At 57.8% G+C, this 17,450-nt stretch carries 17 protein-coding genes; 12 read left to right on the top strand and 5 right to left on the bottom strand.

The window, feature by feature from the left end; all coding sequences use genetic code 11:
- Positions 1 to 53 precede the first annotated feature (53 nt).
- From topA to tldD, 3 genes are all read right to left on the bottom strand, one after another.
- On the bottom strand, positions 54 to 2,687 hold the full coding sequence (gene topA, locus AC2FH8_RS15535; protein ID WP_496690175.1) for a type I DNA topoisomerase: 2,634 nt from the start codon (positions 2,685 to 2,687) through the stop codon (positions 54 to 56).
- Between the two features lie 150 nt (positions 2,688 to 2,837).
- Entirely contained in the window at positions 2,838 to 3,968 is a 1,131-nt protein-coding gene (dprA, locus tag AC2FH8_RS15530) for a DNA-processing protein DprA (RefSeq protein WP_496690174.1), read from the bottom strand.
- A gap of 237 nt (positions 3,969 to 4,205) precedes the next feature.
- Positions 4,206 to 5,627, bottom strand: a complete 1,422-nt coding sequence (gene tldD, locus AC2FH8_RS15525; protein ID WP_496690173.1) for a metalloprotease TldD — start codon at positions 5,625 to 5,627, stop codon at positions 4,206 to 4,208.
- A gap of 176 nt (positions 5,628 to 5,803) precedes the next feature.
- On the opposite strand from tldD, the gene coxB reads away from it, so the two are divergent.
- From coxB to AC2FH8_RS15470, 11 genes are all read left to right on the top strand, one after another.
- Entirely contained in the window at positions 5,804 to 6,715 is a 912-nt protein-coding gene (gene coxB, locus AC2FH8_RS15520) for a cytochrome c oxidase subunit II (protein ID WP_142637990.1), read from the top strand.
- A gap of 87 nt (positions 6,716 to 6,802) precedes the next feature.
- Positions 6,803 to 7,759 carry a heme o synthase gene (gene cyoE, locus AC2FH8_RS15515; RefSeq protein WP_142637992.1) on the top strand — a complete coding sequence of 319 codons (957 nt, stop codon included), beginning with the start codon at positions 6,803 to 6,805 and terminating at the stop codon, positions 7,757 to 7,759.
- Complete coding sequence (locus AC2FH8_RS15510) at positions 7,756 to 7,917, top strand: cytochrome c oxidase system small membrane protein (RefSeq protein ID WP_185956706.1); 162 nt, start codon at positions 7,756 to 7,758, stop codon at positions 7,915 to 7,917. The genes cyoE and AC2FH8_RS15510 overlap by 4 nt, the downstream gene beginning before the upstream one ends.
- Positions 7,917 to 8,492 carry a cytochrome c oxidase assembly protein gene (locus tag AC2FH8_RS15505; RefSeq protein ID WP_496690172.1) on the top strand — a complete coding sequence of 192 codons (576 nt, stop codon included), beginning with the start codon at positions 7,917 to 7,919 and terminating at the stop codon, positions 8,490 to 8,492. Before AC2FH8_RS15510 ends, AC2FH8_RS15505 begins: the two co-directional genes overlap by 1 nt.
- Before the next feature lie 22 nt (positions 8,493 to 8,514).
- Positions 8,515 to 9,330, top strand: a complete 816-nt coding sequence (locus AC2FH8_RS15500; protein WP_142637996.1) for a cytochrome c oxidase subunit 3 — start codon at positions 8,515 to 8,517, stop codon at positions 9,328 to 9,330.
- Between the two features lie 155 nt (positions 9,331 to 9,485).
- Positions 9,486 to 10,163: an SURF1 family protein gene (locus tag AC2FH8_RS15495; RefSeq protein ID WP_496690171.1), complete on the top strand. Its 678-nt coding sequence runs from the start codon at positions 9,486 to 9,488 to the stop codon at positions 10,161 to 10,163.
- Positions 10,160 to 11,548 (top strand): threonine synthase, encoded by a 1,389-nt coding sequence (gene thrC / locus AC2FH8_RS15490; protein ID WP_496690170.1) that lies wholly within the window; start codon positions 10,160 to 10,162, stop codon positions 11,546 to 11,548. The genes AC2FH8_RS15495 and thrC overlap by 4 nt, the downstream gene beginning before the upstream one ends.
- Positions 11,545 to 12,807 carry a M16 family metallopeptidase gene (locus AC2FH8_RS15485; RefSeq protein WP_142638002.1) on the top strand — a complete coding sequence of 421 codons (1,263 nt, stop codon included), beginning with the start codon at positions 11,545 to 11,547 and terminating at the stop codon, positions 12,805 to 12,807. The genes thrC and AC2FH8_RS15485 overlap by 4 nt, the downstream gene beginning before the upstream one ends.
- Positions 12,807 to 13,391, top strand: coding sequence for a GNAT family N-acetyltransferase (locus AC2FH8_RS15480; RefSeq protein ID WP_271950493.1), 585 nt, complete (start codon positions 12,807 to 12,809; stop codon positions 13,389 to 13,391). Before AC2FH8_RS15485 ends, AC2FH8_RS15480 begins: the two co-directional genes overlap by 1 nt.
- A gap of 104 nt (positions 13,392 to 13,495) precedes the next feature.
- Entirely contained in the window at positions 13,496 to 14,314 is an 819-nt protein-coding gene (locus AC2FH8_RS15475) for an MBL fold metallo-hydrolase (RefSeq protein ID WP_496690169.1), read from the top strand.
- Between the two features lie 38 nt (positions 14,315 to 14,352).
- Positions 14,353 to 15,768, top strand: coding sequence for an FAD-binding oxidoreductase (locus tag AC2FH8_RS15470; RefSeq protein ID WP_496690168.1), 1,416 nt, complete (start codon positions 14,353 to 14,355; stop codon positions 15,766 to 15,768).
- Between the two features lie 12 nt (positions 15,769 to 15,780).
- Here AC2FH8_RS15470 and AC2FH8_RS15465 read toward each other — a convergent pair whose 3' ends face one another.
- On the bottom strand, positions 15,781 to 16,320 hold the full coding sequence (locus tag AC2FH8_RS15465) for an adenine phosphoribosyltransferase (protein WP_142638010.1): 540 nt from the start codon (positions 16,318 to 16,320) through the stop codon (positions 15,781 to 15,783).
- A gap of 312 nt (positions 16,321 to 16,632) precedes the next feature.
- On the opposite strand from AC2FH8_RS15465, the gene AC2FH8_RS15460 reads away from it, so the two are divergent.
- On the top strand, positions 16,633 to 16,806 hold the full coding sequence (locus AC2FH8_RS15460; protein WP_185956707.1) for a hypothetical protein: 174 nt from the start codon (positions 16,633 to 16,635) through the stop codon (positions 16,804 to 16,806).
- A gap of 4 nt (positions 16,807 to 16,810) precedes the next feature.
- On the opposite strand, the gene AC2FH8_RS15455 is transcribed toward AC2FH8_RS15460, so the two are convergent.
- The gene (locus AC2FH8_RS15455; protein WP_496690167.1) at positions 16,811 to 17,440 is read right to left on the bottom strand and encodes a LysE family translocator; all 630 of its coding nucleotides are present in this window, start codon (positions 17,438 to 17,440) and stop codon (positions 16,811 to 16,813) included.
- Positions 17,441 to 17,450 lie beyond the last annotated feature (10 nt).

Genomic DNA, 17,450 nt, shown 5'->3' with positions numbered 1-17,450 from the left:
GCCGTCACGTCACGGGGAAGTCAATGAAACCGGGCGAAGGGTGGTATTTCTACCTAACCGGCCTTCTTGGTTGTCTTCTTGGCGGCTTTTTTCTTGGGCGCCGCCTTTTTCTTGGTCCCTTTCAGGGCCGCGCGCTCATTGACCAGTTCGATGGCCATTTCCTGCGTTACGTCCTCGGGTTTGATGTCCTTGGGAATGGTCGCGTTGACCTTTTCCCACTTCACATATGGACCATAGCGCCCATCCAGAACCTGCATTGCGCCACCATCGGGATGTTCCCCCAGTTCTTTCAGCGCTTTGGCCGCAGCCCGGCGTCCGCGTCCCGGATTGGAGCGCTTTTCAGCAAGCAATTCGACCGCGCGGTTCATGCCGATCTCGAACACGTCATTGGGGTCTTTGAGGTTTGCATAAACCGGTTTGGCCTCATCCGCCAGCTGGTGCATCAGATATGGTCCGAACCGCCCGAAATTCGAGCTGATCATACCACCCTCGGGGTGCTCACCAATCTGGCGGGGCAGGGATAGCAATGTCAGCGCCTTGTCCAGATCCATATCATCCTTGCTCCAGCCACGTGGCAGCGAGGCGCGCGGAGGTTTCTTGTTCTCGGGCGTTGGCTCTCCACGTTGAACATAAGGTCCGAACCGACCGGTCTTCAGCCAGATATCATCACCTGAATCTTCACCCAGCAGGCGCTCTTCACCCTCGGCACCTTCACCGGCGATAGGACGGGTATAGGTGCATTCGGGATAGTTGCCGCAGCCGACGAACCCGCCAGTGCGTGAAGTTTTCAGGTGCAACTGGCCTGCGCCGCATTTCGGACAGACACGCGGGTCAGATCCATCCTCGCGTGGCGGATAGAGCTGCGGTGCCAATGCTTCGTCCAGTTTGTCCAGCACTTCGGAAATGCGCAGTTCCGATGTCTCGCCAATCGCGGCCGAGAAGTCGCGCCAGAATTTGCCCAACAGATCCTTATAGTCCCGATCACCTGCACTCACATCGTCCAGCTGTTCTTCCAGATTGGCGGTGAATTCATAACCGACATACTGACGGAAGAAGTTCAGCAGAAAAATCGTGACGATCCGCCCCTTTTCTTCGGGGATCAGCCGGTTCTTGTCCTTGCGTACATATTCCCGGTCCTGAATCGTTGTGACAATCGAGGCATAGGTCGACGGTCGCCCGATCCCCAGCTCTTCCATCCGCTTGACCAGCGTCGCCTCGGTATAGCGCGGCGGCGGTTGAGTGTGATGTTGCAGCGCCAGAACTGATTCATTGTCTGACAGAATGGCCTCTTTCGCGGCCCGGTCCGTGCCATCGCTTGTCGCTTTGGTGAACTGATCCCGCAACGTGGTTTTAGAGAACCGTGCGGGGTCGCCCTGCATGATCTGGGGCAGGCGTTTGTCATCCTCATCGGCGACATCATCGCGGCCTTCTTCATAGACACGCATGAACCCGTCAAACATCACCACCTGACCGGTCGCGCGCAGGCCAACCTGCCCATCTTCGCTGCCGATTTCGACAGTTGTGCGTTCCAGCCGGGCAGCAGCCATCTGGCAGGCAATGGTGCGTTTCCAGATCAGGTCATAGAGCTTGCGCTGATCGTCGTCCGTTACCTTCAGCGCTTTGGTATCGCGGGTCATATCCGTAGGCCGGATGCATTCGTGGGCTTCCTGCGCGTTCTTTGCCTTGTTCTTATAAATGCGAGGGCTGTCCGGCACATATTCCGCGCCATAGCGGTCGGCGATGGTCTCGCGCGTAGCCGCCACGGCCTCGGGGGCCATGTCGATGCCATCGGTTCGCATATAGGTAATGTAGCCGGCCTCATACAAGCGCTGTGCCACTTGCATCGCGTGACGCGCACCCATGCCGAACTTGCGGCTGGCCTCTTGCTGCAGGGTCGAGGTCATGAAGGGTGCGCTGGGATTTCGAGCGGCGGGTTTCGCCTCGACCGAAGTGACACTGAGCGCGCGGCTGGTGATCGCCTGCACCGCCAGTTCGGCCTGGGTTGAGTTGGACAGATCGTGCTTGTCCAGCTTTTTACCGGCCAGTGTGACTAGGCGTGCCTCATAGGTCTGACCACGGGGTGTTTCGAACAGGGCGCGCACCGACCAGTATTCCACCGGTTTGAACGCCTCGATTTCCATCTCTCTCTCGACGATCAGGCGCAGGCAGACAGACTGCACGCGGCCTGCGGATTTTGCACCAGGCAGTTTGCGCCACAAGACGGGCGACAGGTTGAACCCCACAAGATAATCCAGCGCACGGCGGGCCAGATAGGCCTCGACAAGTGGCATGTCCACCTGACGGGGGTTTCGCATTGCCTCGGTCACTGCGTCCTTAGTGATGGCGTTGAAGGTCACCCGGCTGACAGGCGTATCCTTTTTGATCGACCGGCGTTTGGTCAGTGCTTCCTGCAAATGCCAACTGATCGCTTCACCCTCACGATCGGGGTCGGTGGCGAGGATCAGGGCGTTGTCTTCTTTCAGCGCGTCGGCGATGGCTTTGACATGTTTGCGGCTGTCATTCCCGACCTCCCATTTCATCGCAAACTCATCCTCGGTATCGACCGAGCCATCTTTGGGCGGCAGATCTCGAACATGGCCGTAAGACGCCAGAACCGTGTAGTCCGGGCCAAGATATTTATTGATTGTTTTGGCCTTGGCAGGGGATTCTACAACAACTACAGGCATTTAAGGGGAAACCTCGCTCGACGGAATTGGCGCCTTCTATGAGTGTGCAAGATGTGTAGGGCAAGAGCGAATTGTCAATGCGTTCCTTTGAAAGCAAGGATTTATAGGCGATTTCAATGGGATACATGTGTAAGATTGGATATCCAACACTCAGGCGGTCAATGACAGAAGACCCCCGGGTTGGCGTTGAATACGTCCGTCCAGTTCCAGATCGACCAAAACCGGGGCAATTTCACCCGCCGTTGCCTCAACATCGCGGATCAACTGGTCTTCGGCGATAGGAGAGGGGCCGAGCCGGGTCAGAATTAGGCGTTCCAGGTCATTGGTTGAGCATGGTGTGCGGGGTAAATTCTTTTGGAGCATTTGCTGGGGTTCGAATAGGTTCGCTTGCTGCGGTAGCGCTTCGATCACATCTTCTGCAGACCTTATCAAAGTAGCACCGTCGCGGATCAGCAGGTTGCAGCCAGCCGCACGCGCGTCAAACGGGTGTCCGGGCACAGCCAGAACATCGCGCCCCTGGTCCAAGGCGTCGCGCGCTGTAATCAGGCTGCCGGATTTGGCGGCGGCTTCGACCACAATAACGGCCTTTGCCAGGCCCGAAATGATCCGGTTACGACGCGGGAAATGGCGCGCCTGTGGCGTGACGCCCATGGGTTGCTCCGAGACGCGCAGCCCGGAACCTGCGATTTCAGCGGCAAGATCGGTATTTTCAGCAGGGTAAACCACGTCGACCCCCCCCGCCATAACGGCGATGGTGCCTGTTTCAACCGTGGCTAGGTGCGCCGCGGTATCAATCCCGCGGGCCAGGCCAGAAACGATCACATAACCCTGTTTTCCCAGATCGGTCGCCAATCCGCGCGCCATTCGCGCGCCCAGAGATGAGCAGTTGCGGGCACCGACCATAGCGACCGAGGGGCGCTGTAAAAGAGAGAGGTCGCCGATTGCCCACAACATTGGCGGAGCATCATTCAGATCATGTAAAGCGGATGGGAAATCGGCGGACCCTAGGCACAAAAGCCGCGCATTGGCAGCTTTTGCGGCCTTGAGTTCCGCCTCAATCACGCCGGGCGGGCAGATTTCATACCCTTCTATTCCGGCAGCGCGTGCCATTTCCGGCAGCGCGGCCAGCGCATTCTGCGCCGAGCCATGTTCGCGAAGCAGCCGCCGAAACGTCGCCGGGCCCACTTTGCGAGAACGCAACAGACGAAGCCAGGAAAACCGATCCTCTTCCGTGGTGGGTGGGAGTGTGGGGTGATTGGAAGAAAGCTGCTCTTCGGTCATCCGTTGCTCCGTCTGATTGCAGAACTGGTTTACGGCTGCCAGGGTTAACAGCGTGTGAATCCCTTCAAATTTTCCGGATATATTTCGAGGCTCGGGTGTCTCAGTTGCGTAGGTTGTTGAAAAACAACGGCAAAAAATACAGCCGAGTCGGAAGTCGGAAAACACCTCTCCGCAAAGTATCAATGCATATCCAAAGCGGGCGTTAACCCTGCGCTTTGGAAGCAGTGACCGATTCTACTAGGCCGCCGATCCTCCAATCGTCAGCCCATCCATCAGGACCGTAGGTTGCCCGACGCCCACGGGCACCCATTGGCCATCCTTGCCACACGTGCCCATTCCCGGATCCAAGGCCATGTCGTTGCCCAACCCGCGAACGCGTTTGAGGGCAGAGGGGCCATCGCCAATCAATGTTGCCCCTTTGACCGGCGCGCCGATTTTGCCGTTTTCAACCCGGTATGCCTCGGTGCAGGAAAACACGAACTTGCCATTGGTGATATCCACCTGGCCGCCGCCAAAGCCAACCGCCCAGATGCCATCCTTTATATTGGCTACCAAAGCGGCGGGATCGGCATCGCCACCCAACATGATTGTATTTGTCATCCGTGGCATTGGTTTATGGGCATAGCTTTGACGCCGCCCATTCCCGGTTGGCGCAACACCCATCAGACGGGCGTTTTGACGATCCTGCATATATCCGGTCAGGATGCCGTCTTCGATCAGCACAGTGCGCGAACTGGGTGTACCCTCATCATCGACGCTGATTGACCCGCGCCGGTCTGCGATTGTGCCGTCATCAACGACCGTCACACCTTTGGACGCGATCTGTTGACCCATCAGCCCGGCAAAGGCGGAACTGCCCTTGCGGTTGAAATCCCCTTCAAGGCCGTGGCCGATTGCTTCGTGCAGCAAGATGCCGGGCCAGCCAGGGCCCAGTGCGACCTCCATCACGCCCGCAGGGGCGGGAACAGCCTCGAGGTTGACCATGGCGATGCGAAGGGCCTCGCGGGCTTTATCCTGCCAGTCGGTTGGGTCGATCAGCCCGTCCAGGCCGATCCGGCCACCTCCACCGGTCGAGCCGCTCTCACGACGGCCGTTCTGTTCCACGATGACCGAGATATTCAACCGGGTCATGGGGCGGACATCGCGGACCAGAATGCCGTCAGGGCGCAGAATCTCAACCTCCTGCACCGCAGCAGCAATAGTGGCGCTGACCTGTACTACACGGGGATCAAGATCACGGGCAAAGGCGTCAATCTCGCGCAATGTTTCGATTTTGACGGGGAAACTGGCAGATTCGATCGGGTCTTCGTCTGTATAGAGGCGCTTGTTGGTGGCCCGGGGGGCATCAGCTAGCGTTCCGCCACCATCACGGACCGCCAGCCGCGCGGTCTCGGCGGCCCGTTTCAGGGCAGGGATCGAGATGTCCGTTGAATGCGCATAGCCTGCCACTTCGCCCTGTACGGCGCGCAGGCCGAAACCTTCGGACGCGTCATAAGAAGCGGTCCGCAAGCGCCCGTCATCAAAGACCAGAGACTCGGATTTCCGGCGTTCAACGTACAGTTCTCCGTCCTCGGCCCCGGCGGTGGCGGATTGCAGTACTGCAAGCGCTTCGTCATGTGGAAGAGCGCTTTCAAACGGGCGAAACGGGTCGTTGGGCATCTCTTGGGACCTTTCGAGTTTGATCCAGATCAAAAATAGCGTCTGTTTGACGCAAGCATTTTGCTTTATCTACCCGCAGGAATATGGTTTTTAACGCGGCCAAAGACAACGGGTGAGGTGTGGCCGATTCACACCTTTTCGCCAGGGACGCAAAGATCAAACGATCAGGACAGAAAATGAAGAACGCTTTGAAGCTTTCGGGGCTTATGACAGCCCTCTCCAGCCTTCCCGCCATGGCTCAGGAGCTTGAGATTATCGGTCAGCCGGTTGACGGCGGCATAGGATTCCAGCCTGCAGCCACAAGCCTTGCCGAGGGGATTCATCGCCTGGATAATATGATTCTGGTGATTATTACCGCGATCTGCATATTCGTTGCGGGCCTGCTGGTTTACTGCATCATGCGTTATAACCAACGCGTCAACCCGACCCCGGCGCGATTCTCGCACTATACTCCGGTCGAGATCGTCTGGACGTTGGGTCCGATTCTGATTCTAGTATTCATCGGTGCTTTCTCTCTGCCGGTTCTGTTCAAGCAGCAGGAAATTCCCGAAGGTGATGTCGTTATCAAGGTTGTCGGCAACCAGTGGTATTGGACATATGAGTATGTCGATCACGATTTTGCATTCGACAGCTATCTGCTCGGCCACCCAGCCACGTTGGACGAAGGTACTCGCCCCGCCGATGCGGACGTGACGGCATTTGTCCTGGATGACGCGATGCGGGCCAAGCTGGCAGACGCAGGGTATAGCGACGATGAGTGGCTGCTGGCCACCGACACAGCGGTAGTTGTCCCGGTTGGCAAGGTCATCGTGATGCAAGTGACTGCTTCCGACGTGATCCATTCCTGGACCATTCCGTCCTTCGGTGTGAAGCAGGACGGTGTACCCGGACGCCTGGCTGAGCTGTGGTTTGAGGCCGAAAAGGAAGGCATCTATTTCGGCCAGTGTTCGGAACTGTGCGGCAAAGACCATGCCTATATGCCGATCACTGTCAAAGTTGTCAGCCAAGAGGCGTATGACGCGTGGCTGAAAGGTGCGATCGACGAGTATGCGGGCCTGCCGCAGAACTATCAGGTCGCTTCGAACTGATTTCAGTAAGGGCGGGATGCGTCCCGCCTGCTACAAGATGCAGGCTGTGCGAGAGATCGCACAGCCTTCGCCCCAAAAGGACCCGAGATGAGCGACGCAAGCATCAATGCAAGCCAAACGACCGCCCAAGCGTATGCGAATGAGGCCAGCTTTGGCGATTACTTCGCCCTGCTGAAGCCGCGCGTGATGTCGCTGGTTGTATTCACGGCGCTTGTTGGTCTGCTGGCAGCGCCGGTACCGGTACATCCGTTCGTTGGGTTCTGCGCGATATTGTTCATTGCCATCGGAGGTGGCGCATCCGGCGCGCTGAACATGTGGTGGGATGCAGATATCGACCGCGTTATGAAGCGCACCAAAGGTCGCCCCATACCGTCGGGCAAGGTACAAGAGGGCGAAGCGATGGCCTTGGGCCTGGCACTGTCCGGCCTGTCGGTGATCATGTTGGGTCTTGCAACCAACTGGTTCGCCGGAGCCTTTCTGGGCTTCACCATCTTCTTCTATGTCGTTGTCTACACGATGTGGCTCAAGCGCTCGACGCCACAGAACATCGTGATTGGCGGCGCAGCTGGGGCTTTCCCGCCGGTCATCGGTTGGGTCGCTGCAACCGGATCCATGTCCGTCGAACCTTGGCTGATGTTTGCCCTCACCTTCATGTGGACGCCGCCGCATTTCTGGGCGCTGGCCCTGTTTATGCGGTCGGATTACGACGATGCGGGTGTGCCGATGTTGACGGTAACCCATGGTCGGCGGGCGACGCGCTGGCATATTCTGGTCTACACCGTTCTGCTGGCAGTGCTTGCGATTGGAACCGGCTTTTCGGCAATCGGCGGTCCGATCTATCTGACTGTCGCTATTGTACTGAACGCGTTGTTCCTGCGCGGAGCATGGGCAATCTCGCGTCGGACCGAGGATGACTCCGAGGCTGATAACTTCAAAGTTGAGCGTGGCTTTTTCAAGCTCTCGCTGCTGTATCTTTTCCTGCATTTCGGCGCGATCCTTGCCGAAGCACTGCTGAAACCTTACGGGCTGGGAGGCTGGGCATGAGCCTGCGCAAAAGCCATGAGTTGCATCAACGTCGGTTCAGCCGAAATCTGGGCGTTGGCCTGACGCTTGCTGCATTCATCGTGCTGATCTTTGGGCTGACGATTGTCAAAGTCTCAGGGACCGATTTTAACAGGGCCATGCAAGAGGTGCAGAACTGATGGCGCTCACGGGGCCGCAAAAAACCGTCGTGCAAACCGTCGGCGTTGTTGTTCTGATGGGCAGCCTCGCCTGGGCTTCGGTACCGTTTTACGACTGGTTTTGCCGGGTCACCGGGTATGGCGGCACAACCGGAGTGGCTGAAGCCGCGCCAGAGGACATCCTTGTGCGCACTGTTACCGTTCGCTTTGACGCCTCAAAGGCGAAAGACATGGCCTGGGAATTTAAGCCGGTCGAGCGCCAGATGGAAATCCGCATCGGTGAAACGGGCCTGGCCTTCTATGAGGCATATAACCCCACGGACCGCCCGATTGCCGGTCAGGCGTCTTACAACGTTGCGCCTTATTCGGCCGGTGGGTATTTCCAGAAGATCGCCTGTTTCTGTTTTGAAGAACAGGTGTTGCAACCCGGAGAACGGGTTCAGATGCCGGTGAGCTTTTTCGTCGATCCCGAAATGGTCGAGGATCTGGAAGCCAAATATGTGCATACGATCACTCTGTCGTATACATTCTACGAAATTGACCTGCCCGAGGGCTATGCCGCCCTTGATGTTCAGGCTGATACAAACAAGAACTAACGCCTGTAGGTGAGGGACGCTGATGGCACACGCAAAAAATCATGATTACCACATTCTGACCCCTTCGATCTGGCCACTGATCGGCGCCGCGGGCGGCTTTGTAATGTTGTTCGGGGCCGTCCTCTGGATGCACGGCGTCACCTCCTACATGTTCTGGGCCGGTCTTGTTGCGGTTCTTTACACCATGTTCGCCTGGTGGTCCGAAGTGGTGGCCGAAAGCCGTGTAGGCGATCACACGCCGGTCGTGCGCATTGGCCTGCGCTATGGGTTCATCCTGTTCGTGATGTCCGAGGTGATGTTCTTCTTCGCCTGGTTCTGGTCGTTCTTCAAACACCGTATGTACCCGATGTACGACTATGCGGGCACCGAGTACATCCAGCCGGATATCCACGCGGTTGACCCGTTCCACTTGCCGCTGATCAACACGCTGGTCCTGCTGCTTTCGGGCTGTGCCATCACCTGGGCGCACCACGCGCTGGTGCATGACAATGACCGCAAGGCGCTGATCAACGGCCTAGCTATTGGTATCGTTTTGGGCATCGCCTTTACCGCTCTGCAGGGCTTTGAGTACTACGAATTGCTGGCGCATGAGGGCTGGAAATTCGGTGGTGATCAGTTCTATTCGAACTTCTTCATGGCAACCGGCTTTCACGGCTTTCACGTGATTATCGGCACCATCTTCTTGTCGGTCTGTTTGATCCGGGCACTGAAGGGTGATTTCACGCCGGAAAAGCACGTCGGTTTCGAGGCCGCGGCCTGGTACTGGCACTTTGTTGACGTTGTCTGGCTGTTCCTGTTCTTCGCAGTCTATATCTGGGGACAAGCCCCTTTGATCTGACGCCGGACCGGTAAAAAAATTGCAAAAGCCGCCCCCAAGGGCGGCTTTTTCTCTATCAGGGTGCAAGATTGCACCCGATACAAATGGGTGGTTGCAATTCAGTTCATACCGCCCTTAACAAGACGCCGGTTTCTGCAACAAGGTTTGACCCCGCCATGCGCCGCATAACTTTCCTGCTGATCTTCGGGCTCGCCGGTCTGGGCGTACTTGTGTCGCTGGGCGTCTGGCAGGTACAGCGGCTTGGGTGGAAACAAGACGTGTTGGCCGAGATTAACGACCGGATCTCTGCCGAGCCTGTTTCCCTGCCGCAGCAGCCTTCCGAGACACGGGACAAGTACCTACCGGTTTTCGTCCAGGGTGAGATGCAGCCGGGTGAAATCCATGTTCTGGTTTCGGTAAAACAGGTTGGTGCCGGCTACCGGGTTATCCAAGCTTTTGATACTGGAATTCAAAAGATACTGGTGGATCGGGGCTTTATCCCGACCACTGACAAACAGGTAGACAGGCAAACCGGGAAGATGGCGCTGACGGGCAATTTGCATTGGCCGGATGAGATCGACAGCTATACGCCCGAGCCAGATGTGGATGCCAATATCTGGTTTGCCCGCGATGTTCCCAATCTTGCTGCAGCTCTGGGAACCGACCCGGTTCTGCTGATCGCACGGTCCCAAACCGATCCGAATGTGACCCCTCTGCCAGTGGACACTGCGGGCATCCCGAATGATCATCTGGGATACGCAATCACATGGTTTGGCCTGGCTTTGGTCTGGGCTGCGATGACTGGTTATTTCCTGTGGCGCGGTCGCGCCCCATCAGAAAGTGAAGCGCAATGAAATATGTCTCAACCCGCGGGCAGGCGCCCGAACTGAGTTTTGAAGAGGCGATGCTGACCGGGCTGGCCCGCGACGGAGGCCTGTATCTGCCCGCTGAAATCCCGGTCTTGAGCCACGATGAAATCGCCGCGTTGGCAGGACTGTCTTATGAGGACATCGCCTTTCGCGTGATGTGGCCCTATGTCAGCGGATCATTTGGGGAAGATGAGTTCAAACAGATCATTGCCCGCGCCTATAAAGGGTTCGGCCATGACGCCCGCGCACCGTTGAAGCAGTTGAACGAGAACCACTTCCTGCTGGAGTTGTTTCACGGCCCGACACTGGCCTTCAAAGACTTCGCCATGCAGCTAATCGGTCAGTTGTTCCAGGTGGCGCTGAAGCGTCGCGGGGATCGGGTGACTATCGTGGGCGCGACCAGCGGTGATACCGGTTCGGCCGCGATTGAGGCGTTCCGGGGGCTGGATGCGGTAGACGTGTTTATCCTGTATCCGCATGGCCGCGTTTCCGAGGTGCAGCGTCGTCAGATGACCACACCTGCGGACAACAATGTGCATGCTCTGGCCGTCGACGGGGACTTTGACGACTGTCAGGCCGCGTTGAAGGATATGTTCAACGATTTCGACTTCCGTGACGGTGTGAAACTGGCGGGGGTGAACTCGATCAACTTTGCCCGCGTGCTGGCACAGATCGTCTATTACTTCTCAGCTGCGGTCAGCCTTGGCGCGCCACATCGCAAGGTCAGCTTTACCGTGCCTACGGGTAATTTCGGGGACATCTTTGCGGGCTACCTGACCAAACGCATGGGCTTGCCGATTGACCGGTTGGTAGTGGCGACCAACCAGAATGACATTCTGCATCGGTGTCTGGCAGGCGAAGGGTATTTCAAGGGAGACACGATCCCTTCGATCAGCCCTTCGATGGATATTCAGGTCAGCTCGAACTTTGAACGGGCGCTGTATTATGCCTATGACGAGGATGGCAATTCTGTGGCTCAGCTGATGGACGAGCTGAAGACGGGCGGCTTCAATGTCGGCCAAGGCGCGATGGAAGCGTTGCGCGAAAGCTTCGACTCGGGCCGCGTGTCCGAAGAGGAAACACTGGCGACGATCACAGCCACGCTGGCCCACAGCACCGAACTGGTCTGCCCCCATACTGCCGTGGGTATCAAAGTTGCCGAGGAGCACCGCGACGCGAACGTCCCGATGATCACTTTGGCGACCGCACACCCGGCCAAGTTCCCGGCTGCGGTCGAGAAGGCGAGTGGCGTACATCCGCCTCTTCCCTCTCGCATGTCTGATCTGTATGAACGTCCGGAACGGGTGACCCGCATCGCCAATGATCTGGGCGCCCTTGAGGATCATATCAAAGGGCATATCGCCGAGTGACTGTCAGACAAGACCAACTGAAGAACGGCTTCCGTATCGTCAGTGAACATATGCCGGGGCTGCAATCTGCGGCCATAGGCATCTGGGTAACCGCCGGTGCGCGCAATGAGCGGATCGAACAGAATGGCATAGCCCATTTCCTTGAGCATATGGCGTTCAAGGGAACCAAACGGCGATCCGCGCTGCAAATTGCCGAAGCGATCGAGGATGTGGGCGGGTATATCAACGCCTATACTTCGCGCGAAGTGACGGCCTATTACGCGCGCGTTCTAAAAGACGATGTGGCGCTGGCGATGGATGTCATCGGTGACATCGTCCTGAACCCGATCTTCGATCCGCGCGAGATTGAGGTCGAACGCGGTGTGATCCTACAGGAAATCGGTCAGGCCTATGACACGCCCGACGATGTAATCTTTGACTGGCTGCAAGAGCAGAGCTATCACGATCAGCCTCTGGGCCGGACCATACTTGGCCCCACTGAACGCGTCAGCGCATTCTCGCGCGAGGATCTGTCGGGTTTCGTGGCCGAGCATTATGGCCCTGAACAGATGATCCTATCCGCTGCTGGTGCGGTGGATCACGATGCACTGATGAAAACGGCCGAAGAGATGTTTGGTCACCTGCAACCACGCAAGGGTTTGATCCCTGAAGTGGCCCGATTTACCGGTGGTGAGGCGCGGCAGGAGAAAGAACTGGAGCAAGCTCATTTCGCTTTGGCGCTGGAAAGCCCCGGCTATCGCGACGACGCGATCTATACCGCGCAGATTTATTCGACCGCGCTGGGCGGGGGTATGTCTTCGCGCTTGTTTCAGGAAGTGCGGGAAACGCGCGGGCTTTGCTATACGATCTTTGCCCAGGCTGGCGCCTATGCCGACACCGGCACTACTACGATCTACGCGGGGACATCTGCGGATCAGATCGGTGAGTTGGCGACGATCACCATTGACGAAATGAAACGTGCCGCCGAGGATATGAGCCCCGAAGAGGTCGCGCGTGCTCGTGCGCAAATGAAGGCCGGAATGCTGATGGGGCTGGAAAGCCCCTCGAACCGGGCCGAGCGTCTGGCGCGTCTGGTGCAGATCTGGGGACGGGTGCCGTCGCTTGAGGATACTGTTGCCAAGATTGACGCGGTCAGCACCGAAGATGTCCGCAGCTTTGCCGAGCAGATAGCAGCACAAGCGCCAGCGGCGCTGGCGCTGTATGGTCCGGTATCAGGTGCACCCACACTCGCGGACTTACAGGAGAGGCGCGCGGCGTGATGCTTCTGGGCAGACGCAAGCTGAAACTTGAAACCGAGCGGCTCAGCTTGCGCCCGCCCGTGCACTCCGACTTTAATGACTGGGCAGCGCTGCGGCGCTCGTCCAGAGATTTTCTGACCCAGTGGGAGCCGATCTGGGCTTCGGATCATCTGAGCCGGAAGTCCTTTACCAACCGGGTCTACTGGGCGCAGCGATCTGTTGCGAGCGGGACGGCGATTCCGTTGTTCCTGTTCCGGCGCTCTGATGATCTGCTGGTTGGTGCGATCACGCTGGACAATGTGCGCCGTGGCCCGGCACAGGCTGGGACCCTGGGCTATTGGACCGGTCAGGCTTTTGCCCGCAACGGCTATATGCGCGAAGCTATTGGCGCGGTGGTCCATCATGCCTTCACGCGGTTGGACCTGAGTCGGATCGAGGCGGCGTGTTTGCCCGAAAACAAACCTTCGCGTGGGTTGCTGGAAAGCTCGGGCTTTAAATACGAAGGCGTGGCGCAGTCCTATCTGCAGATTGACGGGCGCTGGCGAACGCATGTGTTGTATGCCTGCCTGCGCTCAGACCGGCGCGGGAAGACCGAAGCCGGGTAGGTGGCCTCGGTGAGGCCATTGGGGCTCTGCCCCAAACCCCGAGGTATTTTAGGCCAGATGAACTAGGGGCATGACTTGGCGGGCACTTGCGCTACAATCAAGTTATGCGCTGGGTGGTTTTTTCATTTTTGGTGATCTCGGGCGGGGCTGTGGCACAGGAGCGGCGGCCAAGCCATTGCATCGCCATTGCGGATGCGGCACCAGGGATCGAATACCTGCATAAAGCGGGGTGGCAAGATCCGGTGCCGGAGTATTCCGTCCGGATCAGCTATGTCGCGCATGCGTCTTTTCTGATCCAGACACCGGGCGGGTTGAACGCCGTGACAGATTTCACCGGCTTCATCGGCGGGGCCAGTTTGATTCCCGATGTGGTGACGATGAACCACGCCCATGGCACGCATTGGACCGCGCATCCCGATCCTGCCATTCCGCATGTGCTGGAAGGGTGGGGCGTGTTCGGGGAGGGGATCGAACATCATCTGGATCTGGAAGAGATGTTGGTGCGCAATGTCTCGACCGATATCCGGTCCGTCTATGGCGGGGTCGAAGAACGTGGCAATTCGATCTTTGTGTTTGAGGTTGCCGGGCTGTGCATTGGGCATCTGGGTCATCTGCACCACATTCCGTCGGACGCGCAATTTGCGGCCCTTGGACGGTTGGATGTTGTCATGGCAGCGGTGGATGGTGGGACGACCATGCCGCTGCCCGAAATGATTACAGTTCTGAAACGGTTGAAGAGTTCGGTCATCATTCCGATGCATTGGTTTTCAGACTATTCGCTGGATCGGTTTCTGGCGGATGTCAGGGGCGATTTCCCGGTTGAGCGCGATGGCGTGTCGGAAATCACCGTATCCCTGCGCTCACTTCCGGACCGGCCAACGGTGGTTGTGTTAGAGCCGCAATACCTGATCGAGTTGGAATAGGGCTTGTCGGGACCTGTTGCCTTGGGCAAGGAATGGGCATGACCCTGAATCCCGCAGACGATCAATTCGCCCAATCAATTCGCGCCGCCTTGCCGGATGAAGTGCTGCGACCGGTCACCGCGCGATATCTCGAGGAGCCGCGCCGTCGGATTTCCGGGCAGGCGGGGGTGCTTGCGGTGCCCAGAACGGCCGAGGAGGTGGCGGTTCTGATCCGATTGGCTGCCGAGGCATCGGTCCCGGTGGTGCCATATGGGGGCGGCACCGGTGTGGTTGGCGGTCAGGTGACGTCGGACGGGCCTGCGCCTTTGCTGATCTCGCTAGAGCGGATGACAGCGATCCGGGCTGTCTATCCGACAGAGAATGTGATGATTGCAGAAGGTGGTGTGATCCTTGCAGATGTGCAGGCGGCTGCCGAAGGCGCGAACCGGTTATTTCCACTTTCCCTTGCCTCACAGGGGTCATGTAGGATCGGAGGGAACCTGTCGACAAATGCAGGGGGAGTTAACGTGTTGCGCTATGGAAACGCCCGTGACCTGTGTCTGGGCCTTGAGGCGGTTCTACCAAGCGGCGAAATCTGGCATGGGCTCAGCCGGTTGCGAAAGGACAATACCGGGTATGATCTGCGCAATCTTTTGATCGGAGCCGAAGGGACGCTAGGGATCATCACTGCGGCGGCACTCAAGCTGTTTCCCCGCCCTGAGGCGGTTGGAACGGCCATGGTTCAGGTCACCTCTGCCGAAGCGGCGGTTGATTTTCTGGCGCTGGCGCGGGACCTCATGGGGGACAGCGTCAGTGCATTTGAATTGCTTCACCAACAGGGTCTTTTGTTCCTGAGTGAGGTTCTGCCAGACACGCGGCAGGCCTTTGCCGAGCCGCCCGAATGGTCTGTACTGATCGAGATTGGCTTGTCGATGGGCCAATCACCTGAAACCGCGTTTGAGGTGCTGTACGAGGCCGCTGAGGCACGTGGGCTGGTCACCGATGCGGTGATTGCACAAAGCGAGGCGCAGCGGCAGGACATGTGGGCCGTGCGCGAGCGTATTCCGGATGCAAACCGGCTGATCGGGTCGGTCTCAAGCCACGATATCTCGGTGCCGATCTCGGCCATCCCAGAATTTATCCGGCGTGGTGCAGATGTTGTGGCCGCGCTTGGTCCGTATCGGGTGAACTGTTTCGGGCATCTGGGCGACGGCAACCTACATTACAATGTGTTTCCGGCAAACGGGCATTCCCGGTCAGAGTATGACGCCGAAAGTGCGAAGGTAAAAAGAGCCGTTCATGACCTTGTGCATGAGTTTCAGGGATCCGTCAGCGCAGAGCACGGTATCGGGCGATTGAAGACCGAAGATCTGGAGCGATATGGCGATCCGGTCAAACTGAGCGCGATGCGGGCGATCAAATCGGCGTTGGACCCCAAAGGGATCATGAACCCCGGCGCGGTCCTGCGGCTGTAAGTGCGGGATCCGTCAGAGTCCTTCGAATTCGCACAGGACATGAACATCCATGCCCATCTCTTCCAGAACCTTGCGCCCGCCCAGTTCTGGCAGGTCAATGATGAAGGAACATGACACGATCTCGCCGCCCAGCCGTTCGATCAGTTTGATCCCGGCGGCGGCGGTGCCTCCGGTGGCCAGCAGGTCATCCACGACCAGAATTTTCTCACCCGGTTGGATGGCATCATCGTGAATCTCGACGATAGCCTCGCCGTATTCCAGCGTGTAATCCTGGCTGATTGTTGTGCCGGGCAGCTTGCCCTTTTTGCGGATGGGGACGAAACCGACGCTCAGCTGATGAGCGATGGCGCCGCCCAATATGAAACCGCGCGCCTCAAGCCCCACAACCTTGTCGATCTGTTCGCCGGCATAGGGGTGCAACATCTGATCAATCGCCATACGAAACCCGCGCGGGTCTGCAAACAAGGTGGTGACATCCCGAAACATGATCCCTTCGTGCGGAAAATCGACGATGGTTCGGATGTAATCCTTGACCGACTTGTTTCTTGACATGACCAACCCCTTCTGGCGTCAAAACACGCTGGGTTGTTTGGCCCATCGGGGACGGTCATGCAAGAACAGAATGAACGTGCTGGCTTGCAATCTTCCTAGAACGTGCGATTGCCTATCTCACCGAAAAAACCAGATAGGTTTCCCAAGACGTCTTCTTTTTTAGCCAATGCGTTGGTTCCGAAAAAGAATTACCTGAATTGAACACAGGCTACTTGCAAAGATTCCGCAAGGTTGTTAGCTGCCCATCATATGTTTTATATATACTAAGTATATACGTTTTATTTCTTCTGAAGTCTTTTGGAGACAAAGTGCATGTCAGGGACAGATCGTAAGATTTCAGTCAAAAAGGACAGCCAGCTGGTTCTGCGGCTGGATCGTGGCGAGCGCGATGCTTTTGTAGAGCTGTGCAGGGAACTCGACACGTCGGCGGCGCGGGAAATCAGGCGGTTTATTCGCGGATTTATGAAGGATCACGCTGTAGATTAGGCCCTCAGGCCGGGCGACGCAGGATTGACGTGGCGATCCCCATACCGATCAGGGTCAGCCCCCCGAAACGCGTCAATGCGCGAATGGTGCTTGCGCGGCCGATCATATGGCGCAGCCGATCTGCCAAAAGGGCATAGGCCAATGCGTTCAACCAGGCCAGCCCGACGAAGGTGCCTATCAGGATCGCGAATTGAGGGCCCAAAGGTTCGGTAGGGCGCAGGAATTGCGGCACGAAGGCGATAAAGAACGCAATCGATTTGGGGTTCAGGGCGGTTACAGCGGCCGCGTGACCAAAGACGCCTCGCGCAGTGATATCTGCGCCGGGTTCAACCGCTTGCAGCCCCGCCGATGGGGCGCTGCGCAGTAACTTGATGCCCAGCCAGACCAGATAGGCCGCGCCGACCCACTTTAGGACAGAAAACAACGCGGCTGAGGCCAGCACCAACGCCCCCAATCCCAGCAATGAGGCCGTCATGGCCACCAAATCGCCAACCGCCACCCCGGTGGCGGAAGCTACGGCAACGCTGCGGCCTTTGGACAGCGCATAGCTGAGCACCAGCAGCACGGTGGGGCCGGGGATCAGCAGCAAAGCGGTGGATGCGGCTACAAAGGCCAGCCAGATGTCAAAGGGCATGTGATCTCCG

This window comes from Ruegeria sp. CDSC025, assembly GCF_059610805.1.
This window is presented reverse-complemented; position numbering and strand designations above follow the sequence as displayed.